At 51.1% G+C, this 19,536-nt stretch carries 16 protein-coding genes, 1 tRNA gene and 1 other RNA gene; all 18 read right to left on the reverse strand.

The annotated features are described in order from the left end of the window. Positions 1 to 53: 53 nt before the first annotated feature. The 18 genes from SPM24T3_RS24655 to sdhA all read right to left on the reverse strand — a co-directional run bounded on the left by SPM24T3_RS24655 (position 54) and on the right by sdhA (position 19,534). Positions 54 to 179, reverse strand: a non-coding RNA gene (locus tag SPM24T3_RS24655) — RtT sRNA. Positions 180 to 194: 15 nt separating this feature from the next. Beyond that, positions 195 to 270, reverse strand: a tRNA-Lys gene (locus SPM24T3_RS10990). A 186-nt stretch (positions 271 to 456) separates the two neighbouring features. Then, a complete protein-coding gene (cpoB, locus tag SPM24T3_RS10995; protein WP_009636825.1) occupies positions 457 to 1,242 on the reverse strand; it encodes a cell division protein CpoB in 786 nt (261 codons plus the stop codon). A gap of 9 nt (positions 1,243 to 1,251) precedes the next feature. Next, on the reverse strand, positions 1,252 to 1,764 hold the full coding sequence (gene pal / locus SPM24T3_RS11000; protein WP_009636826.1) for a peptidoglycan-associated lipoprotein Pal: 513 nt from the start codon (positions 1,762 to 1,764) through the stop codon (positions 1,252 to 1,254). A 46-nt stretch (positions 1,765 to 1,810) separates the two neighbouring features. Next, positions 1,811 to 3,103 (reverse strand): Tol-Pal system beta propeller repeat protein TolB, encoded by a 1,293-nt coding sequence (gene tolB / locus SPM24T3_RS11005; protein ID WP_009636827.1) that lies wholly within the window; start codon positions 3,101 to 3,103, stop codon positions 1,811 to 1,813. A 309-nt stretch (positions 3,104 to 3,412) separates the two neighbouring features. After that, positions 3,413 to 4,762: a cell envelope integrity protein TolA gene (gene tolA, locus SPM24T3_RS11010; protein ID WP_009636828.1), complete on the reverse strand. Its 1,350-nt coding sequence runs from the start codon at positions 4,760 to 4,762 to the stop codon at positions 3,413 to 3,415. Positions 4,763 to 4,903: 141 nt separating this feature from the next. Then, positions 4,904 to 5,332 (reverse strand): colicin uptake protein TolR, encoded by a 429-nt coding sequence (gene tolR / locus SPM24T3_RS11015; protein WP_009636829.1) that lies wholly within the window; start codon positions 5,330 to 5,332, stop codon positions 4,904 to 4,906. An 11-nt stretch (positions 5,333 to 5,343) separates the two neighbouring features. Then, entirely contained in the window at positions 5,344 to 6,030 is a 687-nt protein-coding gene (gene tolQ / locus SPM24T3_RS11020; RefSeq protein WP_009636830.1) for a Tol-Pal system protein TolQ, read from the reverse strand. Further along, on the reverse strand, positions 6,027 to 6,431 hold the full coding sequence (gene ybgC, locus SPM24T3_RS11025; protein WP_009636831.1) for a tol-pal system-associated acyl-CoA thioesterase: 405 nt from the start codon (positions 6,429 to 6,431) through the stop codon (positions 6,027 to 6,029). Before ybgC ends, tolQ begins: the two co-directional genes overlap by 4 nt. Positions 6,432 to 6,665: 234 nt before the next feature. Continuing rightward, positions 6,666 to 6,779: a cytochrome bd-I oxidase subunit CydX gene (cydX, locus tag SPM24T3_RS24660; RefSeq protein ID WP_009636832.1), complete on the reverse strand. Its 114-nt coding sequence runs from the start codon at positions 6,777 to 6,779 to the stop codon at positions 6,666 to 6,668. A gap of 27 nt (positions 6,780 to 6,806) precedes the next feature. Beyond that, complete coding sequence (gene cydB / locus SPM24T3_RS11030; RefSeq protein WP_009636833.1) at positions 6,807 to 7,946, reverse strand: cytochrome d ubiquinol oxidase subunit II; 1,140 nt, start codon at positions 7,944 to 7,946, stop codon at positions 6,807 to 6,809. A 14-nt stretch (positions 7,947 to 7,960) separates the two neighbouring features. Next, entirely contained in the window at positions 7,961 to 9,529 is a 1,569-nt protein-coding gene (cydA, locus tag SPM24T3_RS11035) for a cytochrome ubiquinol oxidase subunit I (protein ID WP_009636834.1), read from the reverse strand. Between the two features lie 853 nt (positions 9,530 to 10,382). Next, the gene (sucD, locus tag SPM24T3_RS11040; RefSeq protein WP_009636835.1) at positions 10,383 to 11,255 is read right to left on the reverse strand and encodes a succinate--CoA ligase subunit alpha; all 873 of its coding nucleotides are present in this window, start codon (positions 11,253 to 11,255) and stop codon (positions 10,383 to 10,385) included. Further along, positions 11,255 to 12,421 carry an ADP-forming succinate--CoA ligase subunit beta gene (gene sucC / locus SPM24T3_RS11045; protein ID WP_009636836.1) on the reverse strand — a complete coding sequence of 389 codons (1,167 nt, stop codon included), beginning with the start codon at positions 12,419 to 12,421 and terminating at the stop codon, positions 11,255 to 11,257. Before sucC ends, sucD begins: the two co-directional genes overlap by 1 nt. A 93-nt stretch (positions 12,422 to 12,514) precedes the next feature. Then, on the reverse strand, positions 12,515 to 13,747 hold the full coding sequence (odhB, locus tag SPM24T3_RS11050) for a 2-oxoglutarate dehydrogenase complex dihydrolipoyllysine-residue succinyltransferase (RefSeq protein WP_009636837.1): 1,233 nt from the start codon (positions 13,745 to 13,747) through the stop codon (positions 12,515 to 12,517). Positions 13,748 to 13,844: 97 nt separating this feature from the next. After that, entirely contained in the window at positions 13,845 to 16,652 is a 2,808-nt protein-coding gene (gene sucA / locus SPM24T3_RS11055) for a 2-oxoglutarate dehydrogenase E1 component (protein WP_009636838.1), read from the reverse strand. Positions 16,653 to 17,028: 376 nt separating this feature from the next. Further along, positions 17,029 to 17,745, reverse strand: a complete 717-nt coding sequence (locus SPM24T3_RS11060) for a succinate dehydrogenase iron-sulfur subunit (protein WP_009636839.1) — start codon at positions 17,743 to 17,745, stop codon at positions 17,029 to 17,031. Positions 17,746 to 17,767: 22 nt separating this feature from the next. Next, positions 17,768 to 19,534 carry a succinate dehydrogenase flavoprotein subunit gene (gene sdhA, locus SPM24T3_RS11065; RefSeq protein ID WP_009636840.1) on the reverse strand — a complete coding sequence of 589 codons (1,767 nt, stop codon included), beginning with the start codon at positions 19,532 to 19,534 and terminating at the stop codon, positions 17,768 to 17,770. Positions 19,535 to 19,536: the final 2 nt, after the last annotated feature.

The raw sequence follows: 19,536 nt of genomic DNA on the forward strand, positions 1-19,536 counted from the left end.
GTTTAACTGCTTGCTAACCTAACGACTTAACACTTTTACTTCTAATTAAACAGTGGTGGGTCGTGCGGGATTGATTCGGCCTATGGCCTCACCTTTCGGGCAACGCTAACGCGTTGTCGTCTCGCTCCGCTCGGCTCGAACCTGCTGTAGGTTCTCAGCCCTTACGACTTAACACTTTACTTCTAATTAAACAGTGGTGGGTCGTGCGGGATTCGAACCTGCGACCAATTGATTAAAAGTCAACTGCTCTACCAACTGAGCTAACGACCCACTAATCTGCTTAATTTGCTTGCCTGATTAACTTGTTTCAGTTTGTCTGGGCAACGGCGGCATATATTACTGATTTATCTCGACAGCGCAACTCTAATTTCGAGATAACTGACTGACTGCTTGTTCTTCATACATTCGAGCCCGAAAAACAGCCGATATGGTTACTTTTCGGGCCTGAATGAAGACTTATTTTGAAGCCAAACGTTTTTGAGCCTGTTTTGCAGATTCACTGTTCGGGTATTGTTTAACCACTTGCTGGAACACGGCTTTAGCACGATCGCTCTGGCCTTTTTCCTGCATGATGATCCCGACCTTGTACATCGCATCTGGACTTTTCGGTGACTTCGGATAGTTTTTAACCACAACCGCGAAATAGTACGCGGCATCATCTTTCTTACCCTTGTTGTAATACAACTGGCCAAGCCAATAATTGGCATTAGGCTGGTAAGTAGAATCCGGGTATTGCTTGATAAAAGCCTGGAAGGCACTAATCGCCTGATCCGGCTGTTTCTTATCCAGCACTAACGACACGGCAGCATTGTAGTCGGTGTCAGGGTTACCGGTGGCCGCTGGCGCACTACTGGCAGGTGCTTGAGCTGAACCGCCATCAGAAGCTGCTGCACCGGCTGCAGCACCCGCTGAGGCCGCAGGAGCGCCACCAGAGCTTTGCATCGCAGCAATCTGTTGCAGGATTTGATTTTGACGGTCGGTGACTTGCTTCAGCTGATACTGGTTATCCTGTATTTGACCACGAAGATTGGCAATATCGTTCTGATTATCAGAAACTTGCTGCTGCAGTTGAGTTAATAGCTGGCCTTGACCGTTAGAAATACGCTCAAGGGTGGTGACTCGATCTTCTATCGAGCCTGAGCCGACATTACTGATTGGCGCCGAGGCAGTAGCGGCCCAGGGGGCCGCTACGCCAACCAGTAACGACAAACTCAACAGGTGATGTTTGAAGTTACTGCTCATGCGATTCTCTTAGTATACCAGTACGGCACGACGGTTTTTAGCGTAAGCCGCTTCGTCATGACCCAGTACAGCTGGTTTTTCTTTACCGTAAGAAACGATAGAGATTTGGTCAGCAGAAACGCCTTTGCCTTGCAGGTACATTTTAACTGCAGTAGCACGACGCTCACCCAGAGCGATGTTGTATTCAGGCGTGCCACGTTCGTCGGCGTTACCTTCAACAGTCACTTTGTAAGACGGGTTGCTACGCAGGAAAGCTGCGTGTGCATCCAGCATCTGAGCGTAGTCAGAAGAAACATCGTACTTGTCCAGACCGAAGTAAACGATGTTGTTTTTCTGCAGTTCTTGCATCTGCAGACGAGCTTGTTCTTCTGAAGACATGTTGCCATTTTCAGTGCTAGCACCGTTAGCACCAGCGCCGTATCCAGCTTGGCCATTGTCTGCGGTTTTGTGTGAAGAACACGCCGCGATTGCCATTACAGGTACTGCCAGCAGCAGGCCTTTCAGCACTTTGTTAAGTTGCATCTCGTTGATCCTTTTTTATAATTTGCCATACATATCTAAACATGCATCACAGGTACGGCGACCAGGCAGGAAATGAGACCTGTCCATCGGTAGCCGGAAGACGCGCTTTGAAACGCCCATCAGTCGAGACCAACTGTAACACCTTGCCCAGTCCCTGTGAGGAGCTGTAGATAATCATGGTGCCGTTCGGCGCGATACTAGGCGTTTCATCCAGGAACGTGTCCGTTAATACTTGAACGGCTCCCGTTTCCAGATCTTGTTTGGCGATGTGTTGGCTACCGTTGTTGGAGCTAACCATTACAAGGAATTTTCCATCGGAGCTAACATCTGAGTCTTGGTTCTGAGAACCTTCCCACGTCAGACGTTGTGGCGCACCGCCATTAATATTTACTTTATACAACTGTGGACGACCGCCCTGATCCGAGGTAAACGCCAGATTTTGGCTGTCCGGATACCATGCAGGTTCAGTGCTGTTGCTACGTCCATCAGTAACCTGGCTTAGTTGGCCAGAAGCTAAATTCATTACATATAAGTTGAGGCTACCTGATTTAGACAGGGCCATTGCCAGTTTGGTACCATCTGGCGAAAACGCTGGTGCTCCGTTGTGACGCGGGAAGTCAGCGATCTGACGGATAGCGCCATTGGCCAACGTCTGAACGACCAGAGCAGAACGTCCGCTCTCGAAGGTGACATAAGCCAGTTTGCTGCCGTCCGGAGACCAGGCCGGAGACATCAAAGGCTCTGGCGAACGATGCACGACAAACTGATTGTAGCCGTCATAATCCGCGACGCGCAGTTCATACGGGAATTTTCCACCGTTGGTCTGCACGATATAAGCGATACGGGTGCGGAAAGCCCCTTTGACGCCGGTCAGTTTCTGGAAGACTTCGTCACTTGCAGTATGAGCCGCGTAACGCAGCCATTCTTTGGTAATTTTGTACTGGTTCTGAGCCAATACAGTCGGGCTGCTACCAGAAGTATCTACCAACTGATAAGAAACGACATAGCTGCCGTCGCCACCAGGCTGAATTTGACCCACCACAACGTCGTTAATACCCAACGCGCTCCAGGCAGCAGGGGTAACTTCCGCTGCGGTAGTCGGCTGCTGTGGCATACGTGCATTGTCGATAGGATTGAATTTGCCGCTGTTACGCAGGTCGGCACCAACAATGCTACCGATATCCTGCGGAGGAGTACCTGGGCCAGCCCATTTAAAAGGTACTACTGCGATAGGACGGGCGGTATCTACACCCTGGGTTATCTCGATGCGAACTTCCGCCTGAGATACCGTTGCCCACATCATTAATAGGCCGAACGCTACTCGAATTGCCTGTTTCATTGTATCTCCCTTATCTGGACTCAGAGCCCGAAAGAAATCTTACGCCTCGCAGGGCTCCATAACAAACAGCAGAAGCCCGCGCATAAACTCCCCGTTTCCATGTCGGGGAATGCGCGGTTTCCACTGTTTTAAACTGCCCTGAAGCCTGCGAGCCATGAAGTCTGACCGGCTTATTCTTTCCGCGATAAACTAGCAGAATTTTAACAAACCAATACACACAAAACTACACAAACACCAGATAAGCCATCGTAAATATCTTAAAGATAAATATTTTCGACTGCCGACTCACAACGCCGTGACTTAAGTCTCTTAACGAGGCTTAAAGTCTAATCCTGCGTCCTTAAATGCTTCATACACGGCCTGCGAAGGCGGAGGCGGGAATTTCGCCTGACGCGCTGCAGCAATAGCCGCCTGACACAGGGCCGGATCGCCGCCCTCGGACTGGATATCCAGCAGCGTGCCGTTAGACGCCATCTTGACCTTAAGGTTACAGGTCTTGCCGATGTATGACTGATAATCATAGAAACGTTGCTGGATTGCTGCCTGAATTTTACTGCCATAGTTGGCAAGGTCTGCTCCAGAAGCACCGGCCGATTTATTTTTTCCCACGCCAGCAGGTGCGCCACCACCGCCTTTAGGGGCATTTTTAGAAGATGCTAACCCACCAAACAGGTCGTTAACATCTTCTGACTGTTTCGCTGCGGCAGCGGCCGCCTTTTTCTTGGCATCCGCGGCTGATTTGGCTGCTGCTTTCTCGGCGGCGGCCTCTTTGGCTGCTGCGGCCTTGGCTTCTTTTGCCTCGGTCGCTTTAGCCTCGGCAGCCTCTTTCGCTGCGGTAGCTTTGGCTGCGGCGGCTTCTTTCGCCTCTGCGGCTTTAGCATCGGCAGCTGCCTGTTTCGCCTCTTCAGCAGCCGCTTTTTTGGCTTCTGCTGCGGCTTCTTTCTTAGCTTCTGCCTGAGCCTGTTTTTTCGCTGCAGCAGCGGCGGCGGCAGTATCTGCCTCAGCCTGCTTCCTGGCTTCAGCTTCAGCTTTCTTCTGCGCATCGGCCTGCGCCTTGGCGACTTTATCTGCCTCAGCCTTGGCTTTCGCGGCTGCATCTGCAGCCTGCTTTTGCTGTTCTTTCACGGCTGCGGCTTTGGCATCCGCGGCAGCCTGTTTAGCATCTTCGGCAGCTTCTTTAGCCTGTTCGGCAGCAGCCTGTTTCTGTTGCTCGGCGGCTTGCCTGGCCTGCTCTGCAGCAGCCTGTTTTTGTTCCTGCGCGGCTTGAGCTGCCTCTTTCGCCTGCTCGGCCTTCTGCTGCTGAGCGGCTTGCCTGGCTGATTCGGCAGCTTCTTTGACTTGTTCAGCTTTTTCCTGCTTAGCCTGTTCAGCTGCCTCTTTGGCCTCTTCAGCCTGCTGCTCAGATTTTTTCTGATGCGATTGCTGCGCGCTATTTGCATCAGCCTGTTGCTGCTGCTCACGATTGTATTGATCGACCACGGCACCGGAATCGACCATTACTGCCGAAATATCACTGCCGCCACCGCCGCCGCTCATGTTGGTGTCCTTGTCGAAAGAACTCCAGATCAACAAGGCTATCAATATGATATGCAGAACGACCGAAACAATAACGGCGCGTTTGAGCTTATCGTTTTGTTCAGTTGCAGTTGCCTTTACCAAAATAGATTTCCCAACACAGAATTGCTAAAGCCTGGTGTGTACTCACTAGCACCCTGCCCCGCCAGATTCGCGCTTGAGCAAGGCCTAATGGTCAAGGTACCGCCACCAGGTTTAAAATAAATGTTACCCATTAGCCATGGATCAGATTGGCTGTGTCATTAAACCGACCGATTTAACACCCGCCTGATGCAGCAAGTTGAGCGCCTTGATGATTTCATCGTAAGGTACTGTTTTTGCTCCACCGATCAGGAAAACGGTTTTAGGATTTGCCTGAATGCGTTGCGACGCCTCGGCAATAACCTGCTGCTCGGGCAGCTGTTCCATTCTCTGATGGTCAATAACAATGGTGTATTGGCCTACGCCAGAAACTTCGACAATAACCGGAGGGTTATCATCGGTAGAAACTGTTTTAGAGTCGGTCGCATCAGGCAAGTCCACCTCAACGCTCTGGGTGATGATGGGAGCTGTTGCCATAAAAACGAGCAACAGCACCAGCAACACGTCGAGCAGTGGAACGATATTGATTTCCGACTTCAGTTCACGGCGCTTACGACCTCGTACTCGAGCCATACTCCCCTCCCTTAATTACTGCTCTCGCGAGAGAAAGCCTGACGGTGCAGGATAGCCGTGAATTCTTCGATGAAGTTATCGTAATTTTGTTCGAGTTTATTCACGCGCTGGCTAAGACGGTTGTAGGCCATAACAGCAGGAATGGCAGCAAACAAACCGAGAGCAGTAGCGATCAGTGCTTCAGAGATACCTGGAGCAACCATCTGCAGCGTAGCCTGTTTAACCGAGCCCAAACCGATAAAGGCGTTCATGATCCCCCATACCGTTCCGAAAAGGCCGATGTACGGGCTGATAGAACCAACCGAGCCCAGGAAAGGAATGTGAGTTTCCAGCGCTTCCAGTTCGCGGTTGAAGGAAATGCGCATAGCGCGAGAAGAACCTTCGATAACCGACTCGGGCACGTGACTGTTTGCGCGATGCAAACGGGCAAACTCTTTGAAACCCGAATGGAAAATCTGCTCCGCACCGGTCAAAGTGTCGCGGCGACCCTGGCTTTCCTGATAAAGACGGGAAAGCTCAATACCAGACCAGAATTTATCTTCAAACGCTTCAGCTTCGCGGGTTGCCGCATTCAGCACTTTGGTGCGCTGAATGATGATTGCCCAGGAGGCAATGGAAAAACAGATCAGGATAAGCATGATCAGCTTAACCAGGATGCTGGCCTTTAAAAATAAATCAATAATGTTCATGTCAGTCACTGCTTGAACTCCGCGACAATAGACTTAGGAAGCGCTCGTGGCTTCATTTGATGTGGATCGATGCATGCAATAAGTACTTCTGCACTACACAGAAGGTTGCCATGCGAATCAAGAATTCGTTGTGCAAAGGTAAGTGAAGCCCCCCGGATTTCGGTGATCTCACTCTGGACATCCAGCAAATCGTCAAGGCGTGCCGGAGCCAGATAATCAACCGTCATTCGGCGAACTGCAAAAGCGATATGATCTTCCAGCATTTGGTGCTGGTGAAAGTTGCGATCGCGCAACATTTCAGTGCGAGCCCTTTCAAAAAAGGCGACGTAACGGGCGTGATAAACCACGCCGCCTGCATCGGTGTCTTCGTAGTAGACACGGACAGGCCATCGGAACAACGAATTACTCACTCTACATCCCGTATTGCAATTTGACGGCCCTACTATACGCAACTGATTTCAGCTTGGGAATGGGTTGCAAGTCTGGAATGAAAATAATTATGAACCGTGATGGTTGATTGAAATGGCAGTGTCAGTGCTTTGTAAATCATGTAAAAAAAATCAAGCCACGCGAGGGGTGAAAGGAAAGGCCCCGGCTGGGACCTTTGGCAGTGGCGGCAATAAAATCATTCACCGCATGATGAGTTATTCTGGGTCATTCACTGCTTTGGTTTCTTCGACATGCTCCAACGCCAGCGCGGTAATAATTCCCGCCGAGCAAGCCAGCAGTGTTCCCAGTATCCAGGCAAAATACCACATAGTGTTTAACTCCCCTTTCCGATGAGATTAGTACAGTGAATGTTTGTTGTTTTCGATGAAGTTTTTATCGAGACGACCAAACATTTTGTAGTAAGCCCAGCTGGTATAAATAAGGATGATCGGCACAAAAATACACGCCACAACGGTCATGACTTTCAGAGTCAACGGGCTGGAAGTGGCATCCCACATGGTTAGACTGGCATTCGGCATGGTGCTTGATGGCATCACGAACGGGAACATAGTCACACCCGCCGTAAGGATCACACAGGCAATCGTCAACGATGAAGACACAAACGCGCAGGCACCTTTATTCAATCTGGAAAGCAGAATAGTAAATAAAGGTAAAATCACACCCAGCGCCGGGATTATCCAAAGTATCGGCATGCGATTAAAGTTGAGCAGCCAGGCACCGGCCTGATGCGCGACCGTTTTGCGTAACGGATTGGATTCGGCAGCCGTGTTGATAGCCGAGGTCACTACGTAGCCGTCGATGCCTTTTATTAGCCAGATGCCGGCAATCAGGAAGCACACCATCATCACCAGCGCAGAAATTTGCGAGGCGGTGCGAGTCCGCAGATGCAGCTCACCGGTAGTGCGCATTTGCAGATAAGTTGCGCCCTGAGTAATTAGCATGGTCAGGCTGACAATACCCGCCAGCAGCCCAAACGGATTAAGCAGCTGGAACAAATTGCCCGTGTAATAAAGGCGCAGATACTCATCGACGTGGAACGGAACACCCAGCAGCAGATTGCCGAACGCCACGCCAAACACCAGCGCAGGCACAAAGCTGCCGATAAAAATGCCCCAATCCCACATGTTACGCCAGCGGCGATCGTCTACCTTGGCGCGATAGTCAAAACCCAGTGGACGGAAGAATAATGCGCACAGCACCAGTATCATTGCTGCGTAAAAGCCAGAGAACGCCGCGGCATAAACCATCGGCCAGGCGGCAAACAGCGCGCCGCCTGCGGTGATCAGCCAGACCTGGTTACCGTCCCAGTGTGGGGCAATTGCGTTAATCATTACCCGGCGATCGGTATCAGTCTTGCCGATAATCCTCACCAGAATGCCCACGCCCATGTCAAAGCCGTCGGTTACCGCGAAGCCGATAAACAGAACACCAATCAGCACCCACCAGATAAACCTCAATACTTCATAGTCAAACATATGTGGTCTCCTATTTATTGTACGCGCTGAGGGTGAGCGGCAGTTTGTTCAAAATGGTAGCGGCCGGTTTTCAGACTGCTTGGTCCAAGACGGGCAAATTTGAACATCAGGAACATTTCGGCGACCAGGAACAGCGTGTACAAGCCACAAATGAGGATCATGGATGTCAGTACGTCGCCAGCGGTTAGAGAAGAGTTCGCCACGGCAGTGGGTAGAATCTCGCCGATAGCCCACGGTTGACGGCCATACTCGGCCACGAACCAACCGGCTTCGATAGCAATCCACGGCAGCGGCAAACCATACAATGCCAGGCGATGCAGCCAGCGACGCTTGCCAATCTGGCCGCGCAGCACAGTCAGGAATGACAGGCCGATAATCAGCAGAATCAAGAATCCACCCGCCACCATAATACGGAAGGCAAAATACAGCGGTAGAACGCGAGGAATAGAATCTTTGGTCGCCTGTTGGATCTGCGTCTCGGTAGCATCGCTAACTTTTGGCGTGTAGCGCTTCAGCAACAGACCATAGCCGAGATCAACTTTGGCTTTCTCGAATTCACTGCGTACTTCAGGGCTGTTATTTCCCGAGCGAAGTTCTTCAAGCAGCGCATAAGCTTTCATGCCATTGCGGATACGAACTTCATGCTGCGCCATCAGTTCTTTGAGGCCAGTTACCGGTTTGTCGATTGAACGAGTTGCAATCAAACCCAGTAAATAAGGGATTTGAATGGAGTATTGGTTCTCCATCTTGTCCTGATTAGGCAGCCCGATCAGCGTAAAGTTGGCGGGTGCTGGCTGGGTTTCCCATTCGGCTTCGATAGCTGCCAGCTTGGTTTTCTGCACGTCGCCCATTTCGTAGCCGGACTCGTCGCCGAGTACGATTACGGACAGAACCGCCGCTAGACCAAAGCTGGCCGCTATCGCAAACGAACGTTTGGCAAAGGCCGTATCGCGTCCTTTCAGCAGATACCAGGAGCTGATTGCCAACATGAACATCGCGCCGGTCACGTAGCCTGCTGCCACAGTATGCACGAATTTGACCTGGGCAACCGGATTCAGCACCAGTTCAGAGAAACTGACCATCTCCATGCGCATGGTTTCATAGTTAAATGCTGATGCCACCGGGTTTTGCATCCACCCGTTGGCAACCAGGATCCACAGCGCAGAAAGGTTTGAGCCCAGTGCAACAAACCAGGTTACCGTCATATGCTGCACTTTTGACAGGCGATCCCAGCCGAAGAAGAACAGCCCGACCAGCGTTGACTCCAGGAAAAACGCCATCAGGCCTTCGATAGCCAGCGGCGCGCCAAATATGTCTCCGACATAATGTGAGAAATATGACCAGTTGGTTCCGAACTGGAATTCCATGGTCAATCCTGTGGCCACACCCAAGGCAAAGTTAATAGCAAATAACTTGCCCCAGAATTTGGTCATGTCCTTATAAATTTGTTTGCCTGAAAGAACATAAATCGTTTCCATTATTGCCAGCAGAAACGCCATACCCAGCGTTAGCGGAACAAATAAGAAATGGTACATGGCCGTTAAAGCAAACTGCAAACGCGACAGCTCTACGATATCAAACATTCTAGCCCCTAGCTCCTCGGAGGAAGACTCCAAATTGCGACTCTCTGACGTATAAAAGGTAATACGCCTCACAACTACCAGTATTTAACGTGCGGTTATCAACACTGCTTCAATTCATTAATGAGTTAAATCATTATCGATTTACTTAAGCGAATCTTTACTTGTTAAGTTTTTAATTAAATAGAGGGTCATCAGAATTCTATTTAATCCTACCTTTGCAGGCACAGCCGTGCTTGGCACGCACGCTGCCGCTTGGCACCATGAGGCACAGAATGCGGGGGGTTCTGGCCCATGGAGCTCTGCTTTAAGGGTATTACTGATTCACGATAATATTACGCCACTATTCCCTCACAATAAATAGGTCTTTTCGTGCGCTATAGCTTATTTTTGGAATGTAGATCAATTCGTATCATTTCCCTAAACAATGCCAGATATTGATCTACAGCAATTTAATCTCTTCTGGTATTTATTTCCAGATCAATAGGAAAATATTTAACGAACTATTTCGCCAAATGTTAATTTAACGATTATTTGTATTATCATGTAGTCATTGCTGTTAAATAGATGTGAATATCAGGTATCACAATAAATATTTATATTTTATTTATATTCCGCCATTTATTTTAATTAAATAAAACCATGATCCAGATCAATATTTCATTTAATTAAATGTAAAGTAATCCAAGTGTAAAATAGACCTTTATTGTTAATAAAGATAAATTAATAGTTTGAGAACAATTAGATTGTTAGTGATTTAGGGGAAAGAACGAATTTGGGTAGGAGGAGTTTTAGCTAAAAAAATGCCGCCTCGGTGGGCGGCATCGTCACAAGAACGAGATTAACGCGTTCAGGCTTAGTGTGGCAGTACAGATTTCACGGCGTTGCCGATGTCAGCCAGGCTGCGTACGGTTTTAACACCGGCTGCTTCCAGCGCTGCAAATTTGTCGTCGGCAGTGCCTTTACCGCCAGCAATGATCGCACCGGCATGGCCCATACGTTTGCCTTTTGGCGCAGTCACACCCGCGATATAGCCGATAACCGGTTTAGTTACGTGCTCTTTGATGTAAGCAGCCGCTTCTTCTTCCGCATTACCGCCGATCTCACCGATCATCACGATTGCTTCAGTCTGTGGATCTTCCTGGAACAGCTTCAGAATATCGATAAAGCTTGAACCCGGGATCGGGTCACCGCCGATACCGACGCAGGTAGACTGGCCAAAGCCGTAATCGGTCGTCTGCTTAACGGCTTCATAAGTCAGAGTACCTGAGCGGGAAACGATACCCACTTTGCCTGGCTTGTGAATATGACCAGGCTGGATGCCGATTTTGCATTCGCCCGGAGTGATAACGCCTGGGCAGTTAGGTCCAATCATGCGCACGCCAGTTTGCTCAAGCTTAACTTTCACCACCAGCATATCCAGAGTCGGGATGCCTTCGGTGATACAGATAATAAGCTGGATGCCTGCATCGATAGCTTCAAGAATCGAATCTTTACAGAAAGGAGCTGGAACGTAGATAACAGATGCGGTTGCGCCGGTCGTTTCAACGGCTTCACGCACTGTGTTGAACACTGGCAGACCCAGATGCTGAGTGCCGCCTTTACCTGGAGTCACGCCGCCAACCATCTTGGTTCCGTAGGCAATCGCCTGCTCGGAGTGGAAAGTCCCTTGGCTACCGGTGAAACCCTGGCAGATAACTTTGGTGTTCTTATTGATTAAAATCGACATTATTTACCCTCCACTGCAGCAACAACTTGCTCTGCGCCGTCAGTCAGGCTGGTCGCTGCAATGATGTTCAAACCGCTGTCTGCCAGTTTTTTGGCACCCAGTTCAGCATTGTTCCCTTCGAGACGCACCACAACCGGTACGTTGACGCCCACTTCAGCCACTGCACCAATGATGCCGTCGGCAATCAGGTCACAGCGCACGATACCGCCGAAGATGTTAACGAATACAGCTTTCACTTTGTCGTCAGACAAGATGATTTTGAATGCCTCGGTCACGCGCTCTTTGGTTGCGCCGCCGCCAACGTCCAGGAAGTTAGCGGGTTCGCCGCCGTGCAGTTTAACGATGTCCATGGTACCCATTGCCAGGCCCGCACCGTTAACCATACAACCGATGTTACCGTCCAGCGCTACGTAGTTCAGTTCCCACTGTGCAGCCTGAGATTCACGAGCATCTTCCTGGCTGTGGTCACGCATTTCACGCAGTTCCGGTTGACGGAACAGGGCGTTGGCATCTGCACCCAGCTTGCCGTCGAGGCAAATCAAATCACCTTCTTTGGTCACAACCAGCGGATTGATTTCAATCAGCGCCAGGTCGCGCTCCAGGAAGATATTCGCCAGACCCATGAAGATCTTGGTGAATTGTGCAACCTGCTTGCCGCTAAGACCCAGTTTGAACGCCAGCTCACGGCCTTGATAAGGCTGTGGACCTGCCAGTGGATCCAGCGCAACTTTGTGGATCAGGTGTGGAGTTTCTTCAGCCACTTTCTCGATTTCCACGCCGCCTTCGGTGGAAGCCATGAACACTACGCGGCGTGAGCTACGGTCAACAACTGCGCCAAGATACAGCTCTTTGTCGATGTCAGTTGCGGCCTCGACCAGGATCTGGTTAACCGGTTGGCCCTGCGCATCAGTCTGATAGGTCACCAGACGTTTACCCAGCCAGTGCTCTGCAAAAGCGCGAATTTCTTCTTTGCTTTTAACGACTTTCACGCCGCCAGCTTTACCACGGCCGCCAGCATGAACCTGACATTTTACTACCCACGGACCGGCACCGATTTTCGATGCGGCCTCTTCCGCTTCACGCGGGGTGGAGCAAGCAAAGCCTGTAGGGGCAGGAAGGCCATAGCGCAGAAACAGCTGTTTCGCTTGGTACTCGTGTAAATTCATGATGTTCTATCCATTGATTTCAGTAGGTTGCAGAGCAGAAATTCCTGCCCTGCACTTATATTTACCACGCCTTCAATAAAGAGGTGTTAAATCCTAGACGTCCAACAGCAGACGAGATGGATCTTCCAGCATTTCTTTGATGGTCACCAGGAAGCCTACAGATTCACGTCCATCAACCAGACGATGATCGTAAGACAGCGCCAGATACATCATTGGCAGGATAACAACCTGACCATTAACCGCCATCGGACGGTCTTTGATCGCGTGCATACCTAGAATCGCACTCTGTGGTGGATTGATGATAGGCGTTGACATCAGAGAGCCGAACACACCGCCGTTGGTCACGGTGAAGTTACCGCCGGTCATCTCTTGAACGGTCAATTTGCCATCGCGGCCTTTGATAGCCAGCTCTTTGATTTTCTTCTCAATATCAGCCATGCCCAATGTGTCGACATCGTGCAGAACCGGCGTTACCAGTCCACGTGGCGTAGATACTGCAATGCTCACATCGAAATAGTTGTGGTAAACCACGTCATCGCCATCGATTGAAGCATTCACTTCCGGGAAACGCTTCAGCGCTTCTACCACGGCTTTCAGGTAGAACGACATAAAGCCCAGACGCACGCCGTGGCGCTTCTCGAAGCCTTCGCCGTACTGCTTGCGCAGATCCATAATCGGCTTCATGTTGATTTCGTTAAACGTGGTCAACATGGCGGTGCTGTTTTTCGCTTCCAGCAGACGCTCGGCGACGCGTTTACGCAGACGAGACATCGGCACGCGTTTTTCACTGCGAGCGCCAATTGAAGGTGCAGGTGCAGCTTCGGCTGGCTTGGCCTGGGCCGGTGCAGCAGCCGGTTTGTCATTGCCTTTTTTGGCGATGTGCTGATCGATATCTTCACGAGTCAGACGACCGCCAACACCGGTGCCTTTAATGGCGCTGGCATCCAGAGAATGCTCGGCAATCAGGCGGCGAATGGCCGGGCTGAGCGCGTCGTTGCTTTCATCATCCAGTGCTGCGGTGTGACGATCAGAAGGCGTAGACTCCTTCGTTGCACTTTTTTCCTGGCTTGGTTTGCCAGAGCTGTCGCCCGGACGCAGGCGAGCCAGAAGCTGTTTGGAAAGCACGGTCGCGCCTTCTTCTTCCAGAATGCTGTCCAGAATGCCAGCTTCACTTGCCGGAACTTCCAGCACCACTTTGTCAGTTTCGATTTCAACCAGAACTTCATCACGCTCAACGCTGTCACCAGGTTTTTTATGCCAGGTCGCAACCGTCGCATCCGCAACGGATTCAGGAAGGTCAGGGACCAGAATATCTACGCTACTCATTAATCTATCCTTATTTGTCCCTTGGTGATTGTAGTGGCATCGGCGTTAGCTTTGGCTGTCACTACAATCAGCTCGGGTAAATTACAAAATTAAACGACTATTTAAGGTTCAGCGCGTCGTTAACCAGATCTTGCTGCTGCTTCTGGTGAACTGACATATAGCCTACGGCAGGAGAGGCAGATGCCGGACGTCCCGCGTAGCGTAAAGAAGCACCGTAAGGAACAACTTCACGGAAATTGTGCTGACTGCAATACCATGCGCCCTGGTTGAGCGGCTCTTCCTGACACCAGACGAAATCTTTAACATGCGCATACTGCTCAATCACGCCCTGTACCGCCTTGTGCGGGAACGGATAAAGCTGCTCGATACGAATGATAGCAACGTCTGTTTGTTCATTCTTACGGCGTTGTTCAAGCAGATCATAATAGACCTTGCCGGAACACATCACGACGCGCTTGACGCCTTTCGAGTCCAGCTCGTCGACCTCACCGATCGCCGGCAGGAAGCTGCCATTGGCCAGTTCATCGAGGGAGGACACGGCCAGCGGATGACGCAGCAGTGATTTTGGCGACATGACAATCAGTGGGCGACGCATTCCGCGCAGCGCCTGACGACGGATCATGTGGTAAACCTGCGCTGGCGTTGAAGGGATACAAACCTGCATATTTTGCTCGGCGCAAAGTTGCAAATAACGCTCAAGGCGCGCGGATGAGTGCTCCGGCCCCTGCCCTTCATAACCGTGCGGCAGCAGCATGACCAGACCACACATGCGGCCCCATTTCTGCTCGCCGGAGCTGATGAACTGATCGATGACGACCTGCGCACCGTTGGCGAAATCACCGAACTGCGCTTCCCAGATGGTCAGGGTGCGTGGCTCTGCGGTGGCATAACCGTATTCGAAGGCCAGAACAGCCTCTTCCGACAGCACTGAGTCCCAGACGTTGAACACGCCCTGACTGTTGTGAATGTTGGAAAGCGGCACATACACGGAGCCGTTTTTCTGGTTGTGGATCACCGCGTGACGGTGGAAGAAGGTGCCGCGACCGGTATCTTCACCGGAAAGACGGATTGGGATACCTTCATCAACCAACGTGGCGTAAGCCAGGTTCTCGGCACCGCCCCAGTCGAACATTTTCTTGCCTTCGGCCATGTCTTGACGGTCGCCGTAAATCTTGGCAACGCGAGACTGCATTTCGATGGCTTCAGGAACGCTGGAAACGCGACGCGCCAACTCTTGCAGACGTTTTGGCTCGACGGTCGCAGGATAGGCTTCGTCCCACTCGTGGTTCAGATACGGTGACCAGGTAAAGGTGTGCATGTCGTTTGGACGCCATTCGTCCACCACACATTCACCGGCATCCAGGGCATCACGGTAAAGATTGACCATTTCCGTCGCATCTTCAAGGCTGGCAACCCCTTGCTCGGTCAAGATATCTGCATACAGCTTGCGTGGCGTTGGGTGTTTCTTGATCTTCTGATACATCAGAGGCTGGGTTGCACTAGGTTCGTCGGCCTCGTTATGGCCATGACGACGGTAGCAAACCAGGTCGATCATTACGTCACGTTTAAAGGTGTTACGGTAATCCAATGCCAGACGGGTAACGAAAGCTACCGCCTCAGGGTCATCGGCATTTACGTGGAAAATCGGCGCCTGCACCATTTTCGCGATATCGGTACAGTATTCGGTAGAGCGCGCATCTTTCGGGTTGGAAGTGGTGAAACCAACCTGGTTGTTGATCACGATACGCACGGTACCGCCAACTTCATAACCGCGAGCCAGTGACATGTTCAGAGTTTCCTGAACTACGCCCTGACCGGTAATTGCCGCATCACCGTGAATAGTGATCGGCAATACCATGTTGCTACGCGCTTCGTCGAGACGGTCGCGACGCGCACGAACCGAACCGATAACAACCGGGCTGACGATTTCAAGGTGCGACGGGTTAAACGCCAGCGCCAGGTGAACCATACCGCCTTCGGTTTCGACGTCAGACGAGTAGCCCATGTGATATTTCACATCACCGGTACCCAGATGCTCTTTATGCTTACCTGAGAATTCATCAAACAGGTCTTGGGGTTTTTTACCCAGCACGTTGATCAATACATTCAGACGACCGCGGTGCGCCATGCCCAGAACCACTTCACGCGTACCGTTTTTACCGGCATGGCGGATCATGTCCTTGAGCATAGGAACCAGTGCATCCCCACCTTCCAGCGAGAAGCGTTTAGCGCCAGGGAATTTAGCCCCCAGATAGCGCTCGAGGCCTTCGGCTGCGGTCAGTTCTTTAAGGAAGGTTTTCTTCTCTTTCTCGGAAAACTTCGCACGGCCAACCACTGATTCGATGCGCTGCTGAATCCAGCGTTTTTCATCGGTATTAGTGATGTGCATATACTCGGCACCAATCGAACCGCAGTAAGTCTGCTTCAACGCCGCGTAAAGTTCACCCAACTGCATGGTTTCTTTGCCAATGGCAAATGAACCCACGTTGAAGGTCTCCTGGAAATCAGCTTCCGACAGATTATGGTAGGCCGGATCCAGATCAGCCACAGTTTCCTGTTGCCACAAACCCAGCGGATCGAGGTTGGCATTCTGGTGACCACGGAAACGGAAGGCGTTGATAAGCTGCAGCACCTTAACCTGTTTCGCATCGGTTTGTGGGTCGCTGATAGCGGAGTTATAACGCGAGGCGTCCTTCGCCAGACGGCGGAAGTAGTCTCGAGTTTGTGAATGGAGTTGTTCTGGTTTGACACCGACTGTCGGTAGCTGTTTGAAAATTGAACGCCAGCTATCGTCAACGGAACCAGGATCTGTTAAATAATCTTCATAGAGCTGCTCTATGTAAGACTGGTTCGCGCCTGCCAGATAGGAGGAATCCAGCCAGGCCTTCATTGCGCCGTTCTGCATCGTGATCCCTTAAGCTTTGAAAGCTTTAGTTTTCGCCGTGGTTAATAAAATCACCGTGGTACTTTTAGATGCTAAATGTCGAACATCCAAGTAAGACGGTTTTCCATACAACAGTTCACTTAACGGACAGTGGCAATGCCCTGTCATCGGGTCAAGGAACCTCCAAAAGCCTGCGCGTTGCTGCTTGGCTCCGGCTTTTGGCGTTTCCCTGCGATGTTACTAATTATGCCTGCTAACATGAAAAAATTATCGTTCTTTATCCTGAAATTTCATCAGGTTAAACCTGCATAAATCATTCATTTTGTTGCGTAAATGTTACACCCTAATCACTTAATATTAGCGGGAACCTGAGTTCCCGCTATTTTGCATTTTGCTTTTAGGCGCCGCGCTGTAGCAGCATCGACTTAATATGCCCAATCGCTTTGGTCGGGTTTAGTCCTTTAGGACATACGCTGACACAGTTCATAATGCTGTGGCAGCGGAATACGCTGAAAGCATCATCAAGATTATCAAGGCGTGATTGCGTTTCTGTGTCACGGCTATCAATAAGGAAACGATAAGCCGCCAGCAGTCCCGCAGGGCCGACAAATTTGTCAGGATTCCACCAGAATGACGGGCAAGAAGTTGAGCAGCAGGCACAAAGAATGCACTCGTACAGGCCATCCAGCTTTTCACGTTCTTCCGGCTGCTGCAAATGCTCACGCGCAGGAGGATTTTTACCGTCATTGATCAGATAAGGTTTAATCTTTTCATACTGCTTGTAGAACTGCCCCATATCGACCACCAGGTCACGCACTACAGGCAGACCAGGCAGAGGACGGATAACAATTTTCTTCTTGCCGTTACGCAAGGCAGAAACCGGCGTGATACAGGCCAGGCCGTTTTTACCGTTCATGTTTACACCGTCAGAGCCGCAAACGCCCTCACGGCAGGAGCGACGAAACGACAGAGTCGGGTCTTGCTCTTTCAGCAGGATCAGTGCGTCGAGCAGCATCATGTCATGGCCTTCGCCGACTTCCAGCACATAGTCTTTCATGTAAGGAACGTCGTCTACGTCCGGGTTATAGCGATAAAGCGAAAATTCGAGTTTCATTTATATGCTCCTGATCGCCGGCCTAGTAGGTACGTGCTTTCGGCGGGAATGCCGCGCGCAGCTTAGGCTGCATGTTCACCTCACGGCGAGTCATGCTTTCAGTTTCCGGTTGGTACAGCGTATGGCAAAGCCACTGTGCGTCATCACGATCCGGGAAATCGAAGCGACTGTGCGCACCGCGGCTCTCGGTACGATAGTTGGCCGATACCGCCGTAGATAGTGCTACTTCCATCAGGTTGTCCAGTTCCAGACATTCGATACGCTGAGTATTGAACTCGGTAGACGTGTCGTCCAGACGGGCGTGTTGCAGACGCTCACGGATGTGTTTCAGATCTTCCAGCCCTTTGGCCATCGCATCACCTTCACGGAAGACCGAGAAGTTGTTCTGCATACAGGCTTGCAGATCTTTACGAATCTGTACCGGATCTTCACCAGAACGAGTGTTGTTCCAACGATTCAGGCGTTCCAGAGAGAAGTCGATATCTGACTGGCTGGCATCACGGCTTTCACCCTGCTCTTGCAGCGACTCTTGCAGATGCACGCCCGCCGCACGGCCAAAGACCACCAGGTCGAGCAGTGAATTACCGCCCAGACGGTTAGCGCCGTGAACCGATACGCAGGCTATTTCACCCACCGCGAACAGGCCAGGAATCACCACGTCTTCGCCCTTCTCGTTCACACGAATCGCCTGGCCAGTTACCTTGGTCGGAATACCGCCCATCATGTAATGGCAGGTAGGGATAACCGGAATCGGCTCTTTAATTGGGTCAACGTGAGCAAAGGTACGAGACAGTTCTAGAATACCCGGCAGGCGAGATTCCAGAACTTCTTTACCCAGGTGATCAAGTTTCAACTTGACGTGTGGCCCTAATGGACCGTCGCAGCCGCGACCTTCACGGATTTCGATCATGATGGAACGTGCAACCACATCACGGCCCGCCAGATCTTTGGCATTTGGCGCGTAACGCTCCATAAAGCGCTCGCCGTCTTTGTTAAGCAGGTAACCACCTTCACCACGGCAGCCTTCAGTAACCAGCACACCCGCGCCGGCAATGCCGGTAGGGTGGAACTGCCACATTTCCATATCCTGAACTGGAACGCCTGCGCGCAGTGCCATGCCTACGCCGTCGCCGGTATTAATGTGGGCATTGGTCGTTGACTGATAAATACGGCCCGCGCCGCCGGTAGCCAGCACGGTGGCTTTCGCCTTGAAGTAAACCACTTCACCGGTTTCGATACAGATAGCAGTACAGCCGACAACCGCACCGTCCTGGTTTTTCACCAGATCCAGCGAGTACCACTCCGAGAAGATGGTGGTATGATTTTTCAGGTTTTGCTGATAAAGGGTGTGCAGCAACGCGTGACCCGTTCGGTCTGCCGCTGCTGCTGTACGTGCCGCCTGCTCGCCGCCGAAGTTTTTCGACTGGCCGCCAAACGGACGCTGATAAATTTTGCCGTTGTCTAAACGGGAGAAAGGCAGACCCATGTGTTCAAGCTCAAGAATTGCTTCCGGCCCGGTGTTACACATATATTCGATGGCATCCTGGTCGCCGATATAGTCGGAACCCTTAACGGTGTCATACATGTGCCATTCCCAGTCATCATCATGGGTATTGCCCAGAGCAACGGTAATACCGCCCTGCGCAGAAACCGTATGGGAACGAGTTGGGAACACTTTGGAAATCAGTGCACAAGACATGCCTAACTGTGAAATTTGCAATGCAGCTCGCATACCGGCACCACCTGCGCCAATAACGACAGCATCAAACTCTCTGACTGGCAGATTCATTT

This window comes from Serratia sp. M24T3 (assembly GCF_000257645.1).
Classification (GTDB): domain Bacteria; phylum Pseudomonadota; class Gammaproteobacteria; order Enterobacterales; family Enterobacteriaceae; genus Rouxiella.